The sequence below is a fragment of the Ruegeria sp. D3 genome (assembly GCF_056534465.1).
This window is the reverse complement of record NZ_JBQFPK010000018.1, coordinates 1-22494: the sequence shown is the minus strand read 5'-3', so window position 1 is coordinate 22494 and position 22494 is coordinate 1. Positions and strand designations below refer to the sequence as shown.

Annotated in this window: 21 protein-coding genes and 1 pseudogene; 14 read left to right on the top strand and 8 right to left on the bottom strand. The window is 55.2% G+C overall.

What is annotated here, in order from left to right; genetic code table 11:
• The first annotated feature begins 3 nt into the window (after positions 1 to 3).
• The 6 genes from ACR0DX_RS20215 to ACR0DX_RS20190 all read left to right on the top strand — a co-directional run bounded on the left by ACR0DX_RS20215 (position 4) and on the right by ACR0DX_RS20190 (position 6593).
• Positions 4 to 1587 carry an ABC transporter substrate-binding protein gene (locus tag ACR0DX_RS20215; protein WP_170356524.1) on the top strand — a complete coding sequence of 528 codons (1584 nt, stop codon included), beginning with the start codon at positions 4 to 6 and terminating at the stop codon, positions 1585 to 1587.
• Between the two features lie 67 nt (positions 1588 to 1654).
• A complete protein-coding gene (locus ACR0DX_RS20210; RefSeq protein ID WP_170356523.1) occupies positions 1655 to 2749 on the top strand; it encodes a M24 family metallopeptidase in 1095 nt (364 codons plus the stop codon).
• Positions 2749 to 3756 carry an ABC transporter permease subunit gene (locus ACR0DX_RS20205; RefSeq protein ID WP_170356522.1) on the top strand — a complete coding sequence of 336 codons (1008 nt, stop codon included), beginning with the start codon at positions 2749 to 2751 and terminating at the stop codon, positions 3754 to 3756. Before ACR0DX_RS20210 ends, ACR0DX_RS20205 begins: the two co-directional genes overlap by 1 nt.
• Positions 3756 to 4658: an ABC transporter permease subunit gene (locus tag ACR0DX_RS20200; protein ID WP_170356521.1), complete on the top strand. Its 903-nt coding sequence runs from the start codon at positions 3756 to 3758 to the stop codon at positions 4656 to 4658. Before ACR0DX_RS20205 ends, ACR0DX_RS20200 begins: the two co-directional genes overlap by 1 nt.
• Before the next feature lie 4 nt (positions 4659 to 4662).
• A complete protein-coding gene (locus ACR0DX_RS20195) occupies positions 4663 to 5640 on the top strand; it encodes an ABC transporter ATP-binding protein (protein WP_170356520.1) in 978 nt (325 codons plus the stop codon).
• A complete protein-coding gene (locus ACR0DX_RS20190; protein ID WP_170356519.1) occupies positions 5637 to 6593 on the top strand; it encodes a dipeptide ABC transporter ATP-binding protein in 957 nt (318 codons plus the stop codon). Before ACR0DX_RS20195 ends, ACR0DX_RS20190 begins: the two co-directional genes overlap by 4 nt.
• Before the next feature lie 2 nt (positions 6594 to 6595).
• Here the strand turns inward: ACR0DX_RS20190 and ACR0DX_RS20185 are convergent, their stop codons facing one another.
• A complete protein-coding gene (locus ACR0DX_RS20185) occupies positions 6596 to 7270 on the bottom strand; it encodes a GntR family transcriptional regulator (protein ID WP_480847181.1) in 675 nt (224 codons plus the stop codon).
• Positions 7271 to 7472: 202 nt separating this feature from the next.
• On the opposite strand from ACR0DX_RS20185, the gene psrA reads away from it, so the two are divergent.
• From psrA to ACR0DX_RS20155, 6 genes are all read left to right on the top strand, one after another.
• Positions 7473 to 8600, top strand: a complete 1128-nt coding sequence (gene psrA / locus ACR0DX_RS20180; protein WP_170356517.1) for an iron-containing alcohol dehydrogenase PsrA — start codon at positions 7473 to 7475, stop codon at positions 8598 to 8600.
• 73 nt (positions 8601 to 8673) lie between these two features.
• Positions 8674 to 9918, top strand: coding sequence for a phosphonoacetate hydrolase (phnA, locus tag ACR0DX_RS20175; protein WP_170356516.1), 1245 nt, complete (start codon positions 8674 to 8676; stop codon positions 9916 to 9918).
• Positions 9919 to 9931: 13 nt separating this feature from the next.
• Positions 9932 to 11380, top strand: coding sequence for a phosphonoacetaldehyde dehydrogenase (phnY, locus tag ACR0DX_RS20170; RefSeq protein ID WP_170724847.1), 1449 nt, complete (start codon positions 9932 to 9934; stop codon positions 11378 to 11380).
• Between the two features lie 36 nt (positions 11381 to 11416).
• Complete coding sequence (locus tag ACR0DX_RS20165) at positions 11417 to 12331, top strand: LysR family transcriptional regulator (RefSeq protein ID WP_170724848.1); 915 nt, start codon at positions 11417 to 11419, stop codon at positions 12329 to 12331.
• A 105-nt stretch (positions 12332 to 12436) separates the two neighbouring features.
• Entirely contained in the window at positions 12437 to 13141 is a 705-nt protein-coding gene (locus tag ACR0DX_RS20160; protein WP_170356513.1) for an NAD(P)H-dependent oxidoreductase, read from the top strand.
• Positions 13142 to 13403: 262 nt separating this feature from the next.
• The gene (locus ACR0DX_RS20155; RefSeq protein WP_170356512.1) at positions 13404 to 14054 is read left to right on the top strand and encodes a GNAT family N-acetyltransferase; all 651 of its coding nucleotides are present in this window, start codon (positions 13404 to 13406) and stop codon (positions 14052 to 14054) included.
• Positions 14055 to 14061: 7 nt separating this feature from the next.
• Here ACR0DX_RS20155 and ACR0DX_RS20150 read toward each other — a convergent pair whose 3' ends face one another.
• Complete coding sequence (locus ACR0DX_RS20150; protein ID WP_170527743.1) at positions 14062 to 15069, bottom strand: AraC family transcriptional regulator; 1008 nt, start codon at positions 15067 to 15069, stop codon at positions 14062 to 14064.
• Between the two features lie 233 nt (positions 15070 to 15302).
• On the opposite strand from ACR0DX_RS20150, the gene ACR0DX_RS20145 reads away from it, so the two are divergent.
• Together ACR0DX_RS20145 and ACR0DX_RS20140 are read left to right on the top strand one after the other, a co-directional pair.
• Entirely contained in the window at positions 15303 to 15539 is a 237-nt protein-coding gene (locus tag ACR0DX_RS20145) for a DUF6489 family protein (protein WP_170356510.1), read from the top strand.
• Positions 15540 to 15737: 198 nt separating this feature from the next.
• A complete protein-coding gene (locus ACR0DX_RS20140) occupies positions 15738 to 16178 on the top strand; it encodes a phasin family protein (RefSeq protein WP_170356509.1) in 441 nt (146 codons plus the stop codon).
• 57 nt (positions 16179 to 16235) lie between these two features.
• Here ACR0DX_RS20140 and ACR0DX_RS20135 read toward each other — a convergent pair whose 3' ends face one another.
• From ACR0DX_RS20135 to ACR0DX_RS20110, 6 genes and pseudogenes are all read right to left on the bottom strand, one after another.
• Positions 16236 to 17459: a DUF445 domain-containing protein gene (locus ACR0DX_RS20135; protein WP_170356508.1), complete on the bottom strand. Its 1224-nt coding sequence runs from the start codon at positions 17457 to 17459 to the stop codon at positions 16236 to 16238.
• Positions 17460 to 17471: 12 nt separating this feature from the next.
• Positions 17472 to 18305, bottom strand: coding sequence for an alpha/beta fold hydrolase (locus ACR0DX_RS20130; RefSeq protein ID WP_170356507.1), 834 nt, complete (start codon positions 18303 to 18305; stop codon positions 17472 to 17474).
• The gene (locus tag ACR0DX_RS20125; protein WP_170356506.1) at positions 18302 to 19939 is read right to left on the bottom strand and encodes an alpha/beta fold hydrolase; all 1638 of its coding nucleotides are present in this window, start codon (positions 19937 to 19939) and stop codon (positions 18302 to 18304) included. Before ACR0DX_RS20125 ends, ACR0DX_RS20130 begins: the two co-directional genes overlap by 4 nt.
• Before the next feature lie 27 nt (positions 19940 to 19966).
• The gene (locus tag ACR0DX_RS20120; protein WP_170356505.1) at positions 19967 to 20446 is read right to left on the bottom strand and encodes a MaoC family dehydratase; all 480 of its coding nucleotides are present in this window, start codon (positions 20444 to 20446) and stop codon (positions 19967 to 19969) included.
• Between the two features lie 3 nt (positions 20447 to 20449).
• Positions 20450 to 22081, bottom strand: coding sequence for an AMP-binding protein (locus tag ACR0DX_RS20115; protein ID WP_480847175.1), 1632 nt, complete (start codon positions 22079 to 22081; stop codon positions 20450 to 20452).
• Positions 22082 to 22390: 309 nt separating this feature from the next.
• Positions 22391 to 22494, bottom strand: a pseudogene (locus ACR0DX_RS20110) (2-hydroxyhepta-2,4-diene-1,7-dioate isomerase); the annotation flags it as partial.

Here is a 22494-nt window from a genome sequence, read left to right as displayed (position 1 = left end):
CTCATGAAACTTAAGTTTTTGGCCGCAACCGCAGCGATTGCGTTGTCCAGCGCTGCGGCACAGGCAAATACGTTGGTCTATTGCTCGGAAGGCTCGCCCGAAGGTTTTGACCCGGCGCTGTTCACCGCTGGCACCACCTTTGATGCGTCCTCGCACCCGATCTATAACCGCCTGCTGGAATTTGAGACCGGCACCACCAATGTGCTCCCAGGCTTGGCCGAAAGCGTCGAGGCCAGCGATGACGGTCTGGAATATACGTTCAAGCTGCGTCAGGGCGTCAAATTCCACTCGAATGACGAATTCACCCCAACCCGCGACTTCAACGCCGATGACGTGATCTTCTCGTTCATGCGCCAGAAGGATGAAGGCCACCCCTATAATCAGGTGTCTGGTGGTACGTGGGAATATTTCCAGGGCATGGGTATGCCCGATCTGGTCGAGTCCATAGAAAAGATCGACTACTACACAGTGAAATTCACGCTGTCTAAACCCGAGGCGCCTTTTGTCGCCAACATGGCGATGGACTTTGCCTCGATCCTGTCGGCGGAATATGCCGATGCGATGATGGAAGCGGGCACACCTGAAAAGCTGAACACCGCGCCCATCGGCACCGGCCCGTTTTCATTCGTGGCCTATCAGAAAGACGCCGTGATCCGCTATGCCCAGAACGCTGATTACTGGAAAGCACCGGCGGAAGTGAGCAATCTGATCTTTGCGATTACGCCTGATGCGTCGGTCCGTTATCAAAAGCTGAAGGCGGGTGAATGCCACATCATGCCTTATCCGAACCCCGCCGACATTCAGGCGATGCAGGATGACGCCGACATCAACATGATGGAGCAAGAGGGCCTGAACGTGGGTTATCTGGCTTACAACACCACGATGGAGCCGTTCGACAACCCGAAGGTGCGCAAAGCGCTGAACATGGCGATCGACAAGCAGGCGATCATTGATGTGGTGTTTCAGGGTTCGGGGCAAGCGGCCAAGAACCCGATTCCGCCAACCATGTGGGGTTATAACGAGGCCATCACCGACGATGCCTATGATCCCGAAGCGGCCAAGGCGATGCTGGAAGCCGAAGGCGTCAGCGATCTGTCGATGAAAGTCTGGGCGATGCCGGTTCAACGCCCCTATAACCCGAACGCCCGCCGCATGGCCGAGCTGATCCAGGCAGATTTCGCCAAGGTCGGCGTGGATGTCGAGATCGTCTCCTATGAATGGGGCGAGTACCTGTCACGCTCTAAAGAACTGAACCGCGACGGTGCTGTTCTACTGGGTTGGACCGGTGACAACGGCGATCCAGACAACTTCCTGGCCGTGCTGCTGGGTTGCGACGGCCGCGAAGCCTCGAACCGTGCACAATGGTGCCACGAGCCCTTCGAAGATCTGATCCTGAAGGCCAAGCAGACCACTGATCAGGCCGAGCGCACCAAGCTGTATGAAGAGGCGCAGGTCATCTTCAAAGAGCAAGCCCCCTGGGCCACCATCGCACACTCGGTCGTTTACATGCCGATGCGCAACGAAGTGCAGGGCTACAAAGTCCACCCGCTGGGCGGCCACATCTTCTACGGCGTCAGCGTCGAATAAATCATCACTCACGGATCGGAGCCGCCCACGTGGCGGCTCCGGTTTTCTTTTTTGGAGGTCGGCCCTCATGCCGGATTTGTCCGAGTACCGTCAACTGGCAAAAGACATCTCAGTCGATGCCGTGGCCCTCGTGCCCGGTCCCAATTTCACCCGCGCGTTGGGGAAACCCTTCATGAGCCATGAGCGTCCCTTCGTGGTCGTTATCCCGGCCCAAGGTAGTCCCGCCGCGGTTGTCCCCAATCTGGAGCTTGGCACTTGGGCGCTGGTCGGCTTTGACGGTGCAGTGTTCGATTGGATGGACCAGACGGGCTATGACAGCGCTTTTACCGCTTTGGCTGCGCACATGCCGCTGAAATCGCTGGCAGTCGAAGGGCAAGTGATGCGGGTCTTTGTGTCGAAGGCTTTCACTAACGCCCTGCCCGATCTGCGCATTGTGGATGCCGAACGCGAAATCTCGGGCTTGCGGGTCATAAAGACCGATGACGATATCGCGGCACTGCAAGCTGCCATTGATATCTCGGAACGCGCGCTGGAGAGTGTGATAGCCGATGTGCGCATCGGGCAGACGGAAAAACAGATCGAACAGGCGCTGATTCAGGCACTGTTCGCCGAGGGTGCGGCCTCGTTGGCGTTCACACCAATTGTGGCGGCTGGTGACAATTCGGCCCAACCGCATGGCAAGGCGCGAGCGAATTATCAGATCAAACCCGGCGATGCGTTGTTGTTCGATTTTGGCGCGCGCAAACACGGCTTTGCCGCCGATATCACCCGCACTTTCTTTGTGGCCGAAGTTTCGGACGAGGGCAGGGATGTTTATGACACCGTCCTGCGTGCCAACCTTGAAGGGTTCAACGCCTGCCGCCCGGGCACTACTGCGCATGACATCGACGATGCTGTCACCCGCGTACTTGAGGCATCGCCATATGCTGACCGTATCCGCACCAAAACCGGGCACGGGTTGGGCCGCGACGTACATGAAGCGCCCTATATCATGCGTGGAAATCATCAGGACATCCTTCCCGGCATGGTCTGGACCAATGAGCCCGGGCTTTATGACCTCGGAAATTTTGGTGTTCGGATCGAAGATGATGTTCTGGTGACGCAGGATGGCTGCCGGTCACTGACCCGCTTTCCCAAAGATCTCACAATCATAGGTCGCTGATGTTTGGCTACTTCCTTTCGCGCCTAGGAATGTTCGTTCCGACATTTCTGGGCGTGACGCTGATTTCCTTCATGTTCATCCGGGTGCTTCCCGGCGATCCCATCATCGTCATGGCCGGAGAACGCGGCATGACCGAGGAACGCTATCAGGAGATGGTGGTCAAGCTGGGCTTCGACAAACCGGTACTGCAGCAATACTGGGACTATCTGGTCGGCGTGATGCATGGCGATCTGGGCGAGAGCTTTGTCACCAAGAAACCGGTCTGGGATGAGTTCTTCGCCCTGTTCCCCGCCACGCTGGAACTGTCGATCTGCGCAATGATCTTTGCCGTGGCTCTGGGCTTGCCCGCGGGGGTGATTGCTGCGGTGAACAGAGGCAAGTTCTTTGACCGCGCGCTGATGTCCTCGGCTTTGGTTGGCTATTCGATGCCGATCTTCTGGTGGGCCCTGCTTCTGATCATCGTGTTCTCGGGCAATCTGGGCTGGACGCCCGTATCAGGGCGGATCGACCTGCTGTATTACTTCCCCAGTGTGACTGGCTTTATGCTGATCGACAGCTTGCTATCTGGGCAGGAGGGGGCGTTTACGTCAGCCGTGCGTCACTTGATCCTGCCGACCATCGTACTGGGCACCATCCCGCTGGCGGTGATCGCGCGCCAGACTCGCTCGGCCATGTTGGAAGTTTTGGGCGAGGATTACATTCGCACCGCCCGCGCCAAGGGCCTTGCGCCCACGCGGATCAACGGGCTGCATGCGCTGCGCAACGCTCTTATCCCGGTGATAACAGTGATCGGTCTGTCGGTCGGCACGCTGCTGGCCGGCGCGATCCTGACCGAGACAATCTTTAGCTGGCCGGGCATCGGCAAGTGGATGGTCGACAGTATTTTCCGCCGCGACTACCCGGTTGTGCAGGGCGGGCTGCTGATGATCGCCGTGATCGTGATGCTGGTGAACCTGCTGGTCGATGTCCTTTACGGCATCATCAACCCCAAAATCCGGAGACGGTGATGGCCGAGCTTTCCGCAACCACCCCCAAGACCGAGGACCGCCCAAGCGCCCTGCGCGAATTCTGGTTCTATTTCAGCGAAAACCGCGGCGCAGTGATCGGGTTGTATGTGTTCATGGCCTTCGTAATCTGCGCGACCTTTGCGCCTTTGCTGGCGCCCTATGACCCTACCGAGCAGTTCCGCGACAACATTCTGCAACCCCCCGCGTGGCAAGAGGGCGGCAGTTGGGCCTTCCCGCTGGGCACCGACCCGTTGGGTCGGGACATGCTGTCGCGGCTGATCATGGGATCACGCTATTCCTTCTTTGTGGGCATCGTTGTGGTCTGTGTGGCCGTGACAGGCGGCGTAATCATCGGGCTTCTGTCCGGCTTTGCGCCGAAATGGGTCGATACGCTGATCATGCGGGTAATGGATATCATCCTGTCCTTCCCCTCGCTGCTGTTGGCGCTGGTACTGGTAGCCATCCTTGGGCCGTCGCTGACCAATGCGATGATCGCTATCGCTATCGTATTTCAGCCGCATTACGTGCGCCTGACCCGCGCCTCGGTTCTGTCTGAACGACAGAAAGACTATGTCACCTCGGCCCGTGTCGCGGGCGCGGGCAAGGCGCGGTTGATGTTCAAGACTGTGCTGCCCAACTGTCTGGCCCCGATCATTGTGCAGGCGGCGCTGTCATTCTCAACCGCTATTCTGGACGCCGCTGCCCTTGGATTTCTGGGAATGGGCGCACAGCCCCCCACGCCGGAATGGGGCACCATGCTGGCCGAAGCGCGCGAGTTCATTCTGCGCGCCTGGTGGGTCGTCACCTTCCCCGGTCTTGCCATTCTGATCACGGTGCTGGCGATCAACCTGATGGGCGACGGCCTGCGCGACGCGCTGGACCCGAAACTGAAGCGGAGCTGACGATATGAGTTTGTTGGACATCCGAAACCTCACTGTAGAATTCGCTACCGCCTCGGGTAAGTTCCGCGCCGTCGACGGGGTGGACCTGTCTGTCGACCGGGGCGAGCTGATGGCCATCGTCGGCGAAAGCGGCTCGGGCAAATCCGTGTCGATGCTGGCGTTGATGGGCCTGTTGCCCTGGACCGCCACGATCACGGCCGACCAGCTGAGTTTCGAAGGCATCGACCTGACCAAAATCTCGGCTCGCGACCGGCGCAAGATCATCGGCAAGGACATCGCCATGATCTTTCAGGAACCGATGTCGTCGCTCAACCCCTGTTTCACTGTGGGGTTCCAGATCAAAGAGGCGCTGCGCATCCATCTGGGCATGAACCGCAAAGATCGTCACCAACGCGCGATCGAGCTGTTTGATCAGGTCGGCATTCCCGCGCCGGAAAACCGGCTGAACACCTTTCCACACCAGATGTCTGGGGGGATGAACCAGCGGGTCATGATCGCCATGGCGATTGCGTGCAACCCCAAGCTGCTGATCGCTGATGAGCCGACAACAGCGCTGGATGTCACCATTCAGGCGCAAATTCTGGATCTGCTGGTGCGCCTGCGCGATGAACAGGGGATGGGTCTGGTGCTGATCACCCACGATATGGGCGTGGTAGCCGAAACCGCCGAACGCGTGCAGGTACAATACGCTGGTCAAAAGGTTGAAGAACAGCCCGTCAAAGATCTGTTTCGAACCCCGCGCCACCCCTATACCTCGGCGTTGCTAAGCGCACTGCCGGAACGGGCAACTTCGAAAATGCTGCCAACCATCCCCGGTGTCGTTCCCGGCCAGTTTGACCGACCAAAGGGGTGCCTATTCAGCCCGAGGTGCATGTTTGCGGATAACACCTGCCAATCCATCCCCCCCACACCACATAGTGAATCATTCGGCAAAGCCCGGTGTCACCATGTCGAAAGAATTGCAGCCGGAGAAATCGCATGACGGCCCCTATCGTTCAGGCAACTGCGTTGGCTCGGCACTACGAGGTCAGAGGCGGGCTGTTGTCGAAATCCGCAAAGGTCAAAGCCCTGTCCGGAGTAGATTTTGAACTGAATCCTGGCAAGACACTTGCCATCGTCGGAGAATCCGGCTGCGGCAAGTCCACATTGGCACGTGTCGTCACTATGATCGAAGAACCGACGTCCGGAACACTTACAATAGACGGCACCGATGTCACCCCATCGAAATGGGCCGAAATGCGTGAGACCGTTCAGATCGTATTCCAGGATCCGTATGGCTCGCTCAACCCCCGGCAAAGGATCGGGCAGATCCTACAGGAGCCGCTGACTATCAACCGCCCCAACATGTCCGCCTCCGACCGCGAGGCGCGGGCGCGCGAAATGCTTAACCTTGTCGGCCTGCGTCCCGAACACTACGACCGTTATCCGCATATGTTCTCGGGCGGTCAGCGCCAGCGGATCGCCATTGCCCGCGCTCTAATGTTGAATCCTAAGGTGTTGGTCCTGGACGAACCGGTCTCGGCATTGGATGTATCGATCCAGTCCCAAATCCTGAACCTGCTGGTCGAGTTGCAAGAACGCCTGAACCTTGCCTATCTGTTCATCTCGCATGACCTGTCGGTAGTTAAACACTTCGCCGATGATGTGATCGTTATGTATCTGGGCCGCGCGGTCGAGCACGCCACGAAAGACCAACTGTTCGCCGCCCCCCGTCATCCCTATTCCAAAGCGCTGTTATCGACCACGCCGCGCGCGGACCCTGAGGCGCGCAAGGAACGGATCAAGCTGGAGGGCGAGTTGCCCTCACCCATGAACATCCCCTTGGGCTGTGCCTTCGCGCAACGCTGCTGGCTTGCAACCGATGAATGCCGCGCCGCACCGCCAGATCTGAGTGGTGAGTCGCATCAGGTGGCTTGCCTACACCCGCTGGATTGATTTTAGTCACCGTTGCGCGTGGCAGTCACCATCTCCAGCAACTGATCCTTGGTGCGTGCTATGTGGCGGGTCAACAGAGCGCAGGCGCTCTCGACCTGTCCGGCTCGGGCTAGCGATAGCAGCTCGCGGTGGTCTTTCTTAGCAGGCTCTCGCTGTTTCATTACACTCAGGTGCATTCGGACATAGCGGTCCGATTGCAAGTTGACGCGTTGCAGGATTTCATTGCTCAACCCGCGATCAGCGGCAGCATATAGCGCCATGTGGTAAGCATTGTTCAACCCGCCCCAACGGCCCACGTCATTGGCATCGTAAGACTTCTCCATCTCCTCCAGAATGCGCTCACACTCGGAAAAATGGGTTAGGGTCATCCGCGGTATTGCGTGCCGGAAAAGATCGACCTCAAGCAAAACGCGCAGATCGAAAATCTCGGCGATCTCGGACAGAGAATGTGTGGTCACCGACGCGCCACGGTTGTTCGTCAATTGAACAAGACCTTCGGCGTCCAGTCGTTTGAGTGCCTCGCGGATTGGCATGCGGGAAACGTCATAATCCTCGGCCAGCGCTTCTTGCCGAATAACCTCTCCCTCGGCCATCTCCCCGCTTAGTATCCGCTCGCGCAGATCGTTTGTTATGACATCGGGCAGGCTTTGCCGTGGGATCGCGCGTGTTCCGCTCATATGTTGTATCTCGAGTGGTGGAGTATGTATCCAAAATACAAAGTAACTTGCGTATTTCCAAGGCTCTCAATAAGTAATGTCAGAATTTTGCAATTCTATTGCAACACTCAATACTTATCATCCAAACAATCTATTGGACCGATGGAATAAAGTGATCCAGATTGCCGCCGAACAAAGTAGGCCAATTTCCTATGAGGGTCCAATGTGGCGCTATTACAATCCGGTTGAAATCATGTTTGGCGCCGGTTCTGTTTCGGAACTGCCAAAACTGATTGGCGGCCGAAATTATGCTTTGGTCACTTATCCAAGTGATCCTTTCCAGCGCCTGGCGCAGCGGGTCGAAGAAGCCGCTGGACCAGCTGCGGTAGTAATAAACGACATCGCACCCAACCCGGATTTCCAGCTGCTTGGGCAGCAGTGCGCGCAGTTAGCTGGAATACGGCACCAAATCGAGGTGATTGTAGCCTTAGGAGGTGGGTCCGTAATCGACTCGGCCAAGGTTTTTGCGGCCGCAGATGGCAGTTTTGACAATGTAGTGACGTATTTAGAAACCGGCGGCGGCGCGGCAAACTTGGGAACCATTCCCATTATTGCGGTTCCGACGACTGCTGGCACCGGTAGTGAGGTTACATGTTGGGCCACAGTTTGGGACGAGCGGCGCGGCCGAAAATACTCGCTTTCGCGACAAAATCTCTACCCAGAAGCTGCGGTGATTGATCCTGAACTTATGGTCAACAAACCCCATGAACTGACCCTGTCCACTGGGTTGGACACACTTTCCCATGCTTTGGAAAGCATTTGGAACATCAATGCAAACCCTATTTCGGCCCGACATGCCGCCCATGCAGCTGGCACCATTCTAGACACTTTGCCCGATCTGCTAAACGATCTAGGCAACCTTAGTCTGCGCACGCAGATCGCAGATGCAGCACTCAGCGCCGGGCTGGCCTTTTCCAACACAAAGACTGCCATCGCCCATAACCTGTCTTATCCAATAACCCTCGGCTGGGGTATACAGCACGGAATTGCCTGTTCGTTCACGCTGCCAGTGATCTTAAGTTCAGTCGACGGCATTGGCGGGTTTAGACAGGCTGCCCTGCACGATGTTTTCGGTTCGGATCTGAGTTCCGCTTCGATTGAACTGACGACCTTGCTGAATCGGCTAGGTGTTTCCACCCGGTTTGCGGACTACGGCATATCCGACGCTCAACGAATGGATATTGTCGATAAAGCCTTTGCCGGTGAACGCGGCCGTAACTTTGCGGGCACAAAAGAGGCATTCCTGAAAACGCTGGACGCGCAGGATGGCAAAAAACCCAAGGTCGCCTGAACCATCTTTCAAAACAGACCCCGTGTGTCAGCTACTTTTGATCTGACTATCGCTCATACGCAAGGACCGCCCTATGACAGCTCAAACCCCAATCACCGCAAATGAACGAGTTTATCCGACTCCCAAAGTTCCCGCGATTGCGATTTGTCTCGATGGCTGCGAGCCAGAGTATCTGGATGTAGCCATCGCCAAAGGGCTGATGCCCACGCTCAAGCGAATACGTGAGACCGGCACGGACCGACTGGCGCACTCGGTCATTCCGTCCTTTACCAACCCCAACAACCTGTCAATCGCGACCGGACGTCCGCCAAGCATTCATGGAATCTGTGGGAATTACTTGATCGACCCCGACAGCGGTGAAGAAGTAATGATGAATGACGTTCGTTTTCTGCGCGCGCCTACTATCTTTTCAAAGTTCTACGAGGCTGGATACCGGGTCGCCATGGTGACTGCCAAGGACAAGCTGCGCGCTTTGCTTGGTGCCGGATTGAAGTTTGACGAAGAGCGCGCCGTCGCGTTCTCGTCCGAACGCTCGGGCGAGACGACAAAGGCCGAACACGGTATCGACAACGCAAGTCAATGGCTGGGAATGCCTGTGCCCGAAGTGTACTCGGCGGACTTGTCGGAATTTGTTTTCGCTGCGGGTGTGAAGCTGTTGGAGGAGTTCAAGCCTGATATCATGTACCTTTCGACCACAGACTACATTCAGCACAAATTCGCGCCTGACCAGCAGGGTGCACTGGATTTCTACGCGATGTTCGACCGGTATCTGGCGCAGTTGGATGCTATGGGCGCAGCCATCGTCGTCACTGCAGATCATGGCATGAAGCCCAAACACCATACGGACGGAACACCTAACGTAGTTTATGTCCAGGACGTAATGGACGACTGGATGGGGAAGGATGCAGCCCGTGTGATCCTGCCGATCACTGACCCTTATGTGGTTCACCATGGCGCGCTTGGCAGCTTTGCCACCGCTTATCTTCCTGAAGGTGCGAACCGTTCCGATATTTTGGACAAGCTGAAAGCGACCGACGGTATCACCCATGTCCTGACCAAGGAAGAAGCCATCGCGGAATACGAACTTCCTGGTGATCGGATTGGGGATATTGTCATGGTCTCGGGTGAGAATATCTGCATCGGCACCTCCGAGGATCGTCACGATCTGGCCGCCTTGAAGGAACCGTTGCGCAGCCATGGCGGCCTGACCGAGCAAGAAGTTCCCTTTATCGTCAACCGCGTCCTGGATTTACCCTCGCAACCAGAACTGAGGAACTTTGACGCGTTTTTCTATGCTACCACCGCCGCAGCGCAATAAAATGGACGGGATCATGAACGCTTCAGACATTCGCCACGAAGGAATGCGTATCGGAGGAGAGGTTGTCTTTACCGATGCGACTGTACCGGTCCACTACCCCTATACGAATGAGGTCGTGGGCACCGTCCCGGCAGGGACAGCGGAACACGCACGCAAGGCATTTGAGATTGCCGCAAACTACACGCCGAAACTGACTCGATACGAACGCAGCCAGATCCTGCAGCGCGCGGGCGAGTTGATCGGTGAAAAGCGGGATTACCTGGCCAAATGGCTGACGTTGGAACTGGGCATTTGCCATCAGCATTCGATTTACGAAACGAAACGCGCGCAGGACGTCTATCAGTTTGCCGCTGCCGAGGCGTTAAAAGACGATGGGGAGATTTTCTCGTGCGATCTGACCCATAACGGGAAAGAGCGTAAGATTTTCACCAAACGTGAACCCGTCAAGGCAATCAGCGCCATTACACCGTTCAACCATCCGCTAAACATGGTCAGCCACAAGATCGCACCTTCAATTGCGACCAATAACTGTATGGTTTGCAAACCCACCGAGTTGACGCCGCTAACCTGTTTGGCGCTGGCCGATATTCTGTATGAGGCCGGTCTGCCGCCCGAGATGTTCCAGGTTGTAACCGGTTGGCCGCAGGATATTGGTGACGAGATGATCACCAACGAAAACATCGACATCATCACCTTCACCGGAGGTGTTCCGGTTGGCAAATTGATCGCGTCGAAAGCCGGATACAAACGCCAGGCGCTGGAGTTGGGCGGAAATGACCCATTGATCGTTCTGAACGATCTCAGTGATGATGATCTGGACAAGGCCGCCACCATCGCGGTCGCAGGTGCAACCGGCAATTCGGGCCAGCGCTGCACTGCGATCAAACGCATTTTGGTACAAGAAAGCGTGGCCGACAAATTCGTTCCTCTGGTGTTGGAGAAAGCGAAGGCGATCCGGTTCGGTGACCCTCAGAACCCGGAAACTCAACTGGGCTGTGTGATCCATGACAAAGCCGCCGCGCTGTTTGAAAAACGCGTCCACATGGCCGAGGCCGAAGGTGCGGAAATCCTGTACCACCCCGGTCGCCAGGGGGCATTGCTGCCTCCGATTGTGGTCGACAAGGTTCCCCATGACAGCGAGTTGGTGATGGAAGAAACTTTTGGGCCCATCGTACCTGTCGTGCGCGTGCCCGATGACGATGCGAAGGTTATGGAAATCTCGAACAGTACCGAGTTCGGCCTGTCCTCGGGCGTGTGCACCAACGATTTGAACCGGGCAATCGCCTTTATCAACGGGTTGGACGTCGGCACTTGCAACATCTGGGAACAACCAGGCTACAGGATCGAGATGTCGCCCTTTGGCGGGATCAAGGACAGCGGCAACGGCGTGAAAGAAGGCGTAATCGAAGCGATGAAGTTCTTTACCAACGTCAAAACTTATTCGCTGCCCTGGCCCGGCTAGTGGCGCAGATGGGTGTTTCGTACTATCCCTGACGGCATGTCATTTGATTTGAAAAACCTAAACCTGTTTGTCCGAGTGGCCACCCTGGGTGCCATTGGACGGGCAGGGGCAGAGTTCGGATTCTCGGCCACCAACACCTCACAACGCCTGCAGGCGCTTGAGACCGAACTGGATGTCAAACTGCTGAACCGCACCACGCGGGCTGTATCCCTAACCCCGGACGGAGAGCTGTTTCTAGAGCATGCCAAGCGCATCCTCGAAGACGTCGAAGATGCGCGCACCATGCTGTCTGGAAACTCTGGAACAGTATCAGGCAAACTGCGGGTAACAGCATCCGCCTCATTCGGGCGGTCACATATAGTGCCACATGTACCCGAATTCCTTCGGCTCTACCCGCATGTAGAGCTTGATCTGAACCTAACCGATACGGTGCTCGACATTGTGGAACTGGGGTACGATCTGGCGTTTCGTCTAGGCGATCTTGGCCCGTCCAGCCTGTTGGCCCAGAAACTGGACGACGATCCGCGTCTGCTGGTTGCGGCACCTTCCTATCTGGAACGGGCAGGGGCGCCTGAAACTGCGGCCGACCTGGCCAATCACGCTTGCCTGACAATGCACCCGCGCGAGGTCTGGCACCTGATTGATCAATCGGACACCATGCATGATGTGCGTGTGTCTGGCCCCGCGACCGTCAGCCTTGGTGATGCAGCGATGGATTGGACGCTGGCCGGATTGGGGATCAACAAAGCCTGCTTGTGGCAGACCGGAGAGCATATTCGATCCGGGCGTCTGGTTCGGGTTCTGCCACATCTGCGCGCCTGGCCGGATTCGAAAATCTGGGCCGTGCGCCCACCGGGCCGATTGATGCATGCCCGAGTCCGCGCGTTTTTGGATTTCATGCGTGTTCGAATCATCGCCGCCAACAAGGTGCTCTACGCCGACCTGATCTGAAGCTATTCTTCCGGTATACGGGATTATCATTTCCGAATTCTGCAGATAGCGGCAGACAATGGAAGGGCATAGATGCGGCTCATCACCAATTCGGAGCCTCATTCCATGAAAGACCTCATCGAAACCAGCGATGTTCAGACTCAGATCATCGACGCCTTCAATTTCCGCCACGCAACTAAAGTGTTCGATCCTGAGCGAAAAATCACTGAGAGCGAATTCAACACAATTCTGGAAGCGGCACGCCTGTCGCCGACCTCATTCGGGACCGAACCGTTCCAGTTGCTGGTTGTGCAATCCCCCGAGAAACGAGAGCTGTTTCGTGACTTCACCTGGGGCGCGAACGGCGCCACGAATGGTACTGCCGGACAGCTTGGAACCGCAAGCCATTACGTGATCATCCTGTCACATACCGGCGCAACCATGAAAGCAGGATCGGATTACTTGGCCCAGCACAACCGCGAGGTCAAACAGTTCCCCGAAGAAGTCATCGAGATGCTCGGCGGGGCTTACGCCAAGTTTCAAGCGCATGATTTCAAACTGGAAAGCGACGCGGATATCGAAAAATGGGCTGCGCGTCAGGCCTACATCGTTCTCGGCAACATGATGACCGCCGGTGCGCTGATGGGAATTGATTCATGCCCCATCGAAGGGTTCGAGTTGGACAAAACCGAAGCTGTTTTGCGCGATCATTTCGGGATTGATACCAACGTCTACAAACCTGCCGTTATGGTGGCGTTCGGCTATCGTGCGGATGGTCCGATGTTCGCCAAAACGCGCCGCGAGATGGCCGATATTGTCACATGGGTGTGACGTATATGCCCGGCACGACGTGCCGGGCACCCCGCCTGCTACCTCACAAACACTCGGCACGAGGCGCATGGTGCATAGCTGACTCATGTATCAAACAAGCAAAATCGGACAGTTTACTGACAGCTCAGGACAGGAAGCATCTGGAACGCTAGGTCAGTTCGAAAAAGTTTGCCAAATGCGTCATAAGACTAAATTACAGAGCGTGATTTGAAAGATCCGCGAAGACAAGAAAAACGGGGAACCAAACGAAAGCGGCGGTGCAATGGGTTCAACTTCCCTACATCTGGACAATGACCGAGGCTTCAAGGCAAGGTTGGACAACGGTGTCAGCATCTACGTGCGCCCAATGGGCGTTTCCGACAAACATCTGATTGCGCAAGCAATCCATGATCTGTCCGACCAATCCCGATACATGCGCTTCTTTTCTGCGTTTCACGACGCCCCAGAACCCGTTTTGGACCTTCTGGCCAACGTGGATGGCGACAAACACGTAGCTTGGGGTGCCGTAGACTCTGAACAGAATGGGAGGCCCATCGCCGCCGTGCATGCAATCCGGGGTAACCGGCAAGACAAGGATGTCGAAATCGCTTGTACGGTTTTGGACGACTATCACGGTCACGGCATATCCCACCTTTTACTGGCGGCCACCGTGTTCGACTGTCTGGCTTTAGGGGTCGAGCTCGCTCATGCTGAAGTTCTGTTCGGAAACTATAAGGCCAAGGGTTTGTTCGAAGGGTTGAATGCCGACCTCGTGGAAAGCGATGAAACACTGTTGTATCGCATGGAATTGCCTTCACTCTTACGGACGATTGAGCGGAAGGGTCATCCAAGTTCTTTGAAGCAATTTATGCACGCGCTGCGAACTTCTGCGGATCCCGGCCCTACAATAGGCGTTCCGTGGTCAAACCCATAAAGCATATTTATTGTGAGGTTCTATAATATTTAGGCGTGCGTCCGGTCCATCGCCGGAACGCGCGGACGAAACTAGCTGTTTCTGAGAACCCCAGAACGTGTGCGATCTGCTCGGTGCTCAGTGTCGCTTCGCGCAAATACTTTAGCGCAAGCTCCATTCGAACAGCGTCGACAATTGCACTAAAAGTCGTTTGCTCTCGCTTCAGGTGCCGCCTGAGGGTACGACTGGTCAAACCAAGGCTCTGAGCGACGGTATCCATACTTGACGAAAGTGCAACATTTTGAATCAAGCTCCGACGGACCTGACCACTGACACCGTCTTTTTGGGTGATCTCGGACAGTTCGTTTTCGCAAATTCGAACGAGCTGATTGAAAGTCAACTGGTTTCCCAGTTCGACTTTATGCTCCAACCATTCCACTCCGACATGGAACCGGTTCCGTCCTGCGTTCAGAATGATCTCGTCTGCTGCATCAGCCGGCAAGGTGTATGCGCTGTCATTGGAATATCTGACTTCGATACGGCGTGAGGTAAAACCAGCGCCCATGACATCCCTGTGCAGCGAGTTGTAGATGCCCAACTGTAGATTGACGAGGAATTCGTAAAACTCTTTTCCGGCGTAAGAGGCCGGGACAGGCTCAAAACCCCACCCTTCAGCACCCTCGTCCTGCACAAACTCCATCGATGCGGTAGGAGCAGCCAAGAAGTGGTACTTTTGCGCAAACTCCGCGGTCTCGCGATAATCCACGCTACAGAGAACCGCGTATCCGTAAAGCCCGTAAGAAGAAACGTGCAGGTTTTGGCCGATCTCATATGGTATGTGAGGGTGCCATTTCCGGTCCGAGATATTCCTGAACGCCTTCAACAGCTGATCATTGGAAATCCGAAGATCGACGTCGTGCAATTGGGACGTTTCAATCCCCGTATCGTCGAACATATGACCTGTTTCTAAGCCACGCCGCCGCAATACGTCGAGTGCTGCGTTTATCTTCGCGACGTTGTGTACCCGTCCCAGCAAGGTTCCTCCCAAACCTCTTTCAACCAGAAATCTGACTGGTTGGCCTTTCTAGTCATCCATTATGTCCTGATCGGTAATAAACATACAAGACATCGACAGGTTAGCATCGCTTAGGTCTGAATCTACCGTATGAATCAAATCACAGGGTTCAAAGTCACAGATTTCATGACGCGACAAATTAGGTGGTGCATTCGGCATCGTCAAAAGGACAGCAAAACAGGAGGAGACCTGATATGAAGATTACCATTGACCTCGATATGACTCCGGCAGAGCTACGCGATGCCCTTGGTCTTCCGGATGTTAAATCCGTGCAGGATCGTTGGGTCGCCAGACTGGAAGAGTCGCTAAACGAAGAAATTGCCAAAATGTCGCCCGAGGCGCTGGCTGAAAAATGGGCCGGGGCACTGGTTCCAAACACTGATCTGCTAAACGTTTTCATGAAGATGATGCCTGGGGTCGACACCAAATGACTGTGGTCGTAGCTCATGGCAGGTTGTGACCCAACGTAACAATCATCCAGCGACCGCATGAACACGTAAGCCACTGGTTTTGATGTGATTTAACGCTGACCTGCACTTATGCTGCAGTGCAGAATATTTGTTGCGCTGCAGCGAAGTCTCAATATATGATCATAGTGCCAACGAAATCAGACCCGGAAGGAGGCCAACATGGCTACTGCAAAAACCGCTGCCAAGGCACCCGCAGCTGAAGAAAACAACGTCACCTCGATGGTGAATTCGATCACGTCCTCATACAAGGATGTTGCCAGCAACTTCAAAGGTTATAGCGAAAACCTGACCCAGTATGGTTCGGTTGCAAACGAAACTGTTCGCAAGACCTTTGACGGTGTCGTCGCATTTGACCGTGCGCTGATCAACTTCCTGCGCGCCAACCTGGACAACACTGTCGAGCATGGCCGCAACATCGCGAAAGCACCGAACATCGCCAACGTCGCTTCGCTGCAGCAAGCCTTTGTTACCAAGCAGATCGAAGCCGTTAGCGGCCAGATCAAAGAGCTGAGCGACATCGCAGAAGAGCAGTCCAAAGCAGCTCTGGCACCTCTGTTCAGCGCAGTTGAAGACGCCGTCGCAAAAGCCGACAAGAAATAAGATCAACACGGTTTACGTGTTGATACCCCGGCGCCGCCTCGCGCCGGGGTTTTTTTGTTATCCGATCAGATGTTCAACTGTAAAAAGAATGCCGCCGATCGCGAAGCCCAGCAAAGCGCCGTTGATACGGATGAATTGCAGGTCTTTCCCAGCCTCGGTTTCGAACCGCTCGACCAGCAAATCTGGGTCCCAACCCGAAATCGTCTGAGTGACAAACTCACCAATATAAGGTCGGGCTTCTGGTATAATGCGCGCAGCAAAGTCGGCAATGGATGCGTCGAGCTTTTGCTGCAGCGCCTCATCATCGGCCAAACGTTCGGCCATCTGTCGAATGTATGTCTGGATGGCGCTGACAGCTTCGTCGCTTTCCAGATAATCCGCCATTTTGCCTTTCATACTTGTAATCAGCGCCCGCAAGTTATGCTCGAAACTTACCGTACCCGAATAGTCAGCGGCAGCGTTTTCAATAACGTGTTGAAGGTGATCCGTTTTGGCAAAATCGCCAAGCACCTGAACGGCAGCGTCTTCGAAGTCTTTACGCAGCTTGCTATCGGGCTTTGCCAGGTCTTCAAGGACCGACAGCAATCCATTCACAATCAACTCCGAGGCATTACGATCCAGCCTCGATGCGATCCACCACCGGCTGTTGTCACGTACAAGCCGTTCGACTGCCCCACGATTCTGATCAACCGTTTCGTGCAGAAACTCAACAATCTCCGTCAGGGTCTCGCCCTTTAGGCCCCGTTGCAGCAATTTCGACAGTTCTTGTGCGACTTTGGGGTTCCCGGCAGCCTCTCCTGTCAGCTGTCGAACCAGCTTACTGAGCATTCGCATCAATTTGTCAGGCATATCGGCCCGCAAGACCTGTACGACACCCTGCAAAAGTCTTTCTATAAAGTATCCTGATTGGCCTTCACGCAGCAACCAGGCCGCAAGTTTCGCGGAGATGGCGCTGCCCTTCAGCTTTTCCATGATCAGTTCGGTCTGCAGGAAATTCTCTTCGATGAACCGCCCGACATTGACGGCCACTCGCGACTGATTTCGCGGCAACAGGGCGGTATGCGGAATCGGCAAACCCAGCGGGTGCCGAAACAACGCAACAACTGCAAACCAGTCTGCCAATCCCCCAACAATTCCAGCACCGGCGGCAGCGCGCAAAAGTTTAAGAGGCCAGCCAGGATCCGTTGGTACAAATGTCACCAGATAGATCGCAACAAGAACAACAAGCGTTCCCGTTGCGAATTTTCGCATGGCCGGCAGGTCCAATTCTCGTTGTCCCATGCCGGGCTACCCTTAATGTGGTTCGAAGATAAAACGCTCGACTCGTTGGGCAGTTTCGACCGGCATGGTCACCATAAACAAGTGACCGCAGGGCATGACTTCCAACTTGCCCCGATCCAGGCGGCTGGCCAGGATACGACCATTGGCGACGGGGACAATTGGATCGTCTTCGCCCATCAGAACCAGGGCCGGCATTTTCAACTTGGGCAAGTAATGCCAACTGGTCCAACCGACAATCGCAGACAGTTGATACATGTATCCGACAGGTGTGCCGTGATCCAGAGCCTCGGAAAACTCGCGCATCAACTCTTCCTGCACGGCAACAGTACCGCCATACAAAGTCAAAGCGTTCTGAATCATAAAGGTTGGGTCACTGTGGCGCTTGGGCGTGACCATCTTCAACAACGTCTTCGGAGATCCCGGGATCATGATTGCGCCCGCAGCCGTGGCAGCAAGCGTAAGAGACAGAACACGGTTGCCATACATGTGCGCGAATTGCTGTGCCGCGCCACCACCCCATGACACGCCAAAGACATGGACGTCGTCAATACCAAGCTGATTAAGAAGCGACGCAGCCATATCCGCGACATGTGACAATCGATACGGCAGTGTCGGTGTCGGCGTTCCTCCGACGCCGGGCGCATCAAAAATGATAACCCGGACATTTCCGAAGCTGGTGATGAAACGCTCGGCGCTTTCGATGTTGGCGCCAATACCGTTAAACAGCAACAGCGTTTGCCCAGCGGATTCGGGATGGTAATCCGCATAGCGAACAGGCCGACCCCATACATCCGCTGTGCGGATGACCATCTTTGCTTTTTCTGTCTGCTGGGGTTCTATATTCATGCCTTACCCGCTTCAAGATGGACATAGGTACCGGGTGAGGCGCAAATGGCGGGATAATCTTTGTTCCCAGTCGAGTTGGGCGCTGCTTTTTCCTTGGCAGACCGCTCGGTCATCCATTCAACCCAGTGCAGCCACCAGGTGCCGTCAACCTCGGTGCTGTTTTCAAGGTACATTTCGGTCGATTCCGGCGGATTGACCATGCGGCGGAACTTGGCCTTGCGGTTGGAAGGTGGGTTCACGATGGCCTGAATATGACCGCTGGAACTGAGAACAAACTCTGACGTCCCGCCCAGCATGTGCACCGTACGATAGCAACCATCCCAAGGCGTGATGTGGTCTGTGGTTCCACCTAGAACGTAGGAATCGCAGGTTACTTTGGACAAATCCGCTGCTTCGCCCAAAACCTCGGCCGTCCCGGATTTCAAGCCGTTGGCCTGCAACAGGTCCATATAGTCGCTATGCAAACCAGCGGACATATTGGTGGTGTCGTCATTCCAGAACAGGATGTCAAAAGCTGGCGGGTTCTGACCCATCAGATAGTTGTTGATCCAATATGCCCAAATCAGGTCGTTGGGACGCAACCATGCAAAGACCTTGGCCAGATCATTCCCATCGATCACACCTTTGGCGCGCGATATTGTCTTTGCCAGCTCAAGAATCTCCATGTTGGCAAACAGGCCCATCGAGGTGTTGGCCGCGCCGTCCGTATCCAAAATAGTCACAAGGAAGGTTGCGCTGGCTGCTCGGTCAATCCCTTTGGCCGCCCAATAGCTCAGGAGCATCGACATCGTGATCCCACCCGAACAAGCACCCGCGATATGAACTTTTGGCGAATTGGTTATCTTTGTCACGATCTCAGAGGCATCGTCCAGCGACCGCACGTAGTCATCCAGACCGTAGTCAGCGTCTTCCGAGCCCGGATTGCGCCACGATACGATGAAAACGGTGAACCCTTGCTGCACCAAAAACTCGACCAGACTGCGTTCCGGTGAGAGATCCCACACATAAAACTTGTTGATCTGAGGCGGCACGATAAGGATCGGAGTACCTTTAACCTTGTCGGTTTGAGGCGAATATTGAATCAGTTCGCGCAGTTCGTCACGGTGAACAACGTCGCCTTTACTGATACCGAGGTTCTTGCCCACTTCGAATTTGGACCGGTCTACAGAAGACGGCATGCCGCCATTGTTGACAACATCGTCCAACAAGTTCCGCATCCCGGCAACGATGTTTTCACCGCCCGTCTCAAGCGTCTTTTTCATAGCCGACGGGTTGCCCATCAGTACGTTGGTCGGAGACCACGTATCCAGAAACGTCCCCGTCAACAGCTTCATACGCTCGGCGTCGCGATAATCCAGATCCAGCTCGTCAATCCAGTTCATCGTATTGCTGCACCAAGCCAAGTAGCTTTGTTTTAGCGAACGGTAAGCCGGATTGCTTTCCCAAACCGGGTCCGCAAAACGTTTGTCGGCAGGTGCGTCCTGAGTAGGGCCAAGGCCACTGAAAATGCCAAACATCTGGTTCCCAGTGTTCATACCCATGCGCATGAACTCCATGGGTTGCTTTGCCATAGCGCTGTAGAAATTTGAGATCGCTCCGGCAAACCCGTCGTCTTTCAAGTCTTTGTCAGACATTTCAATGTCCTCCCGTATTCTACGAAATTAGGTAAAGGCCATCGCCAGAGTTTCGGCGATCAAGGCCGGATCTTCCTGCCCAGCGACTCGAGCCGTAACGGTGGATCTGATAAGAATACGACCGCCGCTCTTGACTTCGACTCCGGTCAGAATTGCCGAAATCTCGACCGCTGCCCCACTTGGAACGGGTGCCAAGAAACGCACTTTGTCCAGACCATAGTTCATCACGCCCTTGCAGCCGTCAGGTACGATACCAAGGCCCATCTGCGCCGCAGCCAACAGTGACAACGTCAAATAGCCATGGGCAATCGGGCCGCCAAACGGGCTGTGCTTTTCAGCCTTCTCGACATCAACATGAATCCACTGCTGATCACCTGTAACATCGGCAAAGCCTTGGATGCGGTCCTGGTCCACCGTAACAGGAGCGCTGGGGCCGAAGGTTCGGCCCACATGCTGTTCAATATTCTCGACTGTGTAGTCGATGGGAAACGTCTTGTCGTCGCTCATGGCTTACAAACCCCGCAGGTCTTTTCTGAGAATTTTACCCACCGTCGATTTGGGCAGCTCATCCAAAAACTTGATCTGTTTAGGAACTTTATATCCGGCCAGTCCTTTGCGGCAATGTTCGATGACTTGCTCAGACGTAAGGTCAGACCCTTCCGTGACGCTAAGGAACAACCGGATTGCCTCGCCCGTCTTTTCGTCTGGGACGCCGACTGCGGCCACTTCTGCCACTTCGTCCAGCATGGCCACATGGGCTTCGATTTCGTTCGGATAGACGTTAAAGCCAGAAACCAGAACCATGTCCTTCTTGCGGTCAACGATTTTGATCAGGCCCTTCTCGTCCCGCACCCCGATGTCGCCGGTGCGGAAGTAACCGTCTTCGGTAAAGTTTGATGCGGTTTCTTCCGGGCGGTTCCAATAACCCTGCATGACCTGAGGGCCTTTGGCACAGATCTCACCGGCTTCGCCAACACCGACCCGGTTGTCTTCATCATCCAGCAATATGATGTCAGTCGACGGCAGGGCATATCCCACTGCGGCCGAGAACTCATCTTGCCCCATTGGATTCAGGGTCAAGACCGGAGAGGTCTCGGACATGCCATAACCCTCTAGAACATGGTGCCCGGTGATCTCTCTCCAGCGGTTCGAGACGGCCTCTTGCACAGGGGCACCGCCGCCGATCATTGCGCGATAATTAGAAAAATCGACATCCTTCAAGCCTGGATGTGCACATAGCCCGGCAATAAGCGTATTCACGGCAGTTGAGACAGTGAAACCACTGTCTCGATAAGCCGAGATCAGCTGTTCGGGGTCACGCGGGTTTGCCACAAGATAGTTGGTCGACCCGATCGAACTGTAGGTAATCATATTCACCATCAGGGCAAAGATATGGTACAGTGGCAACGGGGTAACGATGACCTCTTGGCCGTGCCGCATGGCTTCAGGCAAAGCGGCTTTCGTCTGCTCAGTATTCGCAACAAGATTCCGGTGTGATAGAACGGCGGCTTTGGAAAGACCCGTAGTACCACCGGTGTATTGCAGGAACAGCAGGTCATCGCCAGTGATGACAGGCGGATTGAATTCCAGATCCTCACCTTCTTCTACCAGCTTGGCAAAACTCAGCGTTTCGCTCAGGCGCGTGTCCGCAGCCGGACTTGGGATCGGCGTCGCGGTCATATCGCCCAGATCAACCGTAATCACAGTCTTGATCGGAGTGTTGTCGACAACCTCTGCCAGTGTCGGAGTCGAACCACCGAAGATCACGATGATCTCGGCGCCTGCGTCGTTCAACTGATGCTCTAATTCGTGCGGCGTGTACATCGGGTTGACGTTCACCTGAACGCCTCCGGCGCGAATGATACCCAGCATGGCAATCGGGAAGGCCAGGATATTCGGGACCATAAGCGCGATGCGGTCACCCTTTTTGACGCCCAGTTTCGATTGCAGATACGCAGCAAAATCGCGCGATAGCCGATCTGCATCCGTATAGGTCAGGCTACCGCCCAGACCGACATAGGCCGTCTTTTCCGAGTAGGTTAGAAAGGCCTGCTCGAACATCTCGACCACCGAGCTATAGCTATCGGGGTTAATTTCCACTCCCATATCGGGCCAAATGACTTCAGACGTGATTTCGGTCACTGATTTTTCCTCCAATTAAATCGCGTAAAGCGCTCAATCCGGCGACAGGTCGCGATACGCAAAACCGTGACCCGCCGATCATGAATTCTGTCTGCAGGCGATCCGCGTATCGTTCAATGTCAGAAGAGGACGAAAAATCGACATGGCAGGACACTGCAGGTTCGTTTCGTAGGGTCACTAAGAACCGTAGGTCGGTTTGGCACCAATGGGGCAAGAGCAACTGCATTTCTTTCCGAGGGCTCCAACAAACAAAAACCCGGCTGGCAAATACCAACCGGGGTCGCGATTTAATAGTTTTTTGGACCAGCTCTAGCCTTGAATGACATCCTGCCGCTGCACGCCCAGTCCCTCGATCCCCAGCTCCATCTTGTCGCCGGGTTTCAGATAGGTTTGCGGGTCTTGCCCCATGCCCA

Excerpts from the sequence above, each read along its gene's own strand:
- ACR0DX_RS20165 (WP_170724848.1), top strand. The coding sequence starts at position 11,417 with ATGTCATTTGATTTGAAAAACCTAAACCTGTTTGTCCGAGTGGCCACC.
- ACR0DX_RS20155 (WP_170356512.1), top strand. The coding sequence starts at position 13,404 with ATGGGTTCAACTTCCCTACATCTGGACAATGACCGAGGCTTCAAGGCA.
- ACR0DX_RS20205 (WP_170356522.1), top strand. The coding sequence starts at position 2,749 with ATGTTTGGCTACTTCCTTTCGCGCCTAGGAATGTTCGTTCCGACATTT.
- ACR0DX_RS20215 (WP_170356524.1), top strand. The coding sequence starts at position 4 with ATGAAACTTAAGTTTTTGGCCGCAACCGCAGCGATTGCGTTGTCCAGC.
- psrA (WP_170356517.1), top strand. The coding sequence starts at position 7,473 with ATGTGGCGCTATTACAATCCGGTTGAAATCATGTTTGGCGCCGGTTCT.
- ACR0DX_RS20145 (WP_170356510.1), top strand. The coding sequence starts at position 15,303 with ATGAAGATTACCATTGACCTCGATATGACTCCGGCAGAGCTACGCGAT.
- ACR0DX_RS20185 (WP_480847181.1), bottom strand. The coding sequence starts at position 7,270 with ATGAGCGGAACACGCGCGATCCCACGGCAAAGCCTGCCCGATGTCATA.
- ACR0DX_RS20135 (WP_170356508.1), bottom strand. The coding sequence starts at position 17,459 with ATGGGACAACGAGAATTGGACCTGCCGGCCATGCGAAAATTCGCAACG.
- ACR0DX_RS20210 (WP_170356523.1), top strand. The coding sequence starts at position 1,655 with ATGCCGGATTTGTCCGAGTACCGTCAACTGGCAAAAGACATCTCAGTC.
- phnY (WP_170724847.1), top strand. The coding sequence starts at position 9,932 with ATGAACGCTTCAGACATTCGCCACGAAGGAATGCGTATCGGAGGAGAG.
- phnA (WP_170356516.1), top strand. The coding sequence starts at position 8,674 with ATGACAGCTCAAACCCCAATCACCGCAAATGAACGAGTTTATCCGACT.
- ACR0DX_RS20120 (WP_170356505.1), bottom strand. The coding sequence starts at position 20,446 with ATGAGCGACGACAAGACGTTTCCCATCGACTACACAGTCGAGAATATT.
- ACR0DX_RS20195 (WP_170356520.1), top strand. The coding sequence starts at position 4,663 with ATGAGTTTGTTGGACATCCGAAACCTCACTGTAGAATTCGCTACCGCC.
- ACR0DX_RS20130 (WP_170356507.1), bottom strand. The coding sequence starts at position 18,305 with ATGAATATAGAACCCCAGCAGACAGAAAAAGCAAAGATGGTCATCCGC.
- ACR0DX_RS20160 (WP_170356513.1), top strand. The coding sequence starts at position 12,437 with ATGAAAGACCTCATCGAAACCAGCGATGTTCAGACTCAGATCATCGAC.
- ACR0DX_RS20200 (WP_170356521.1), top strand. The coding sequence starts at position 3,756 with ATGGCCGAGCTTTCCGCAACCACCCCCAAGACCGAGGACCGCCCAAGC.
- ACR0DX_RS20190 (WP_170356519.1), top strand. The coding sequence starts at position 5,637 with ATGACGGCCCCTATCGTTCAGGCAACTGCGTTGGCTCGGCACTACGAG.
- ACR0DX_RS20125 (WP_170356506.1), bottom strand. The coding sequence starts at position 19,939 with ATGTCTGACAAAGACTTGAAAGACGACGGGTTTGCCGGAGCGATCTCA.
- ACR0DX_RS20140 (WP_170356509.1), top strand. The coding sequence starts at position 15,738 with ATGGCTACTGCAAAAACCGCTGCCAAGGCACCCGCAGCTGAAGAAAAC.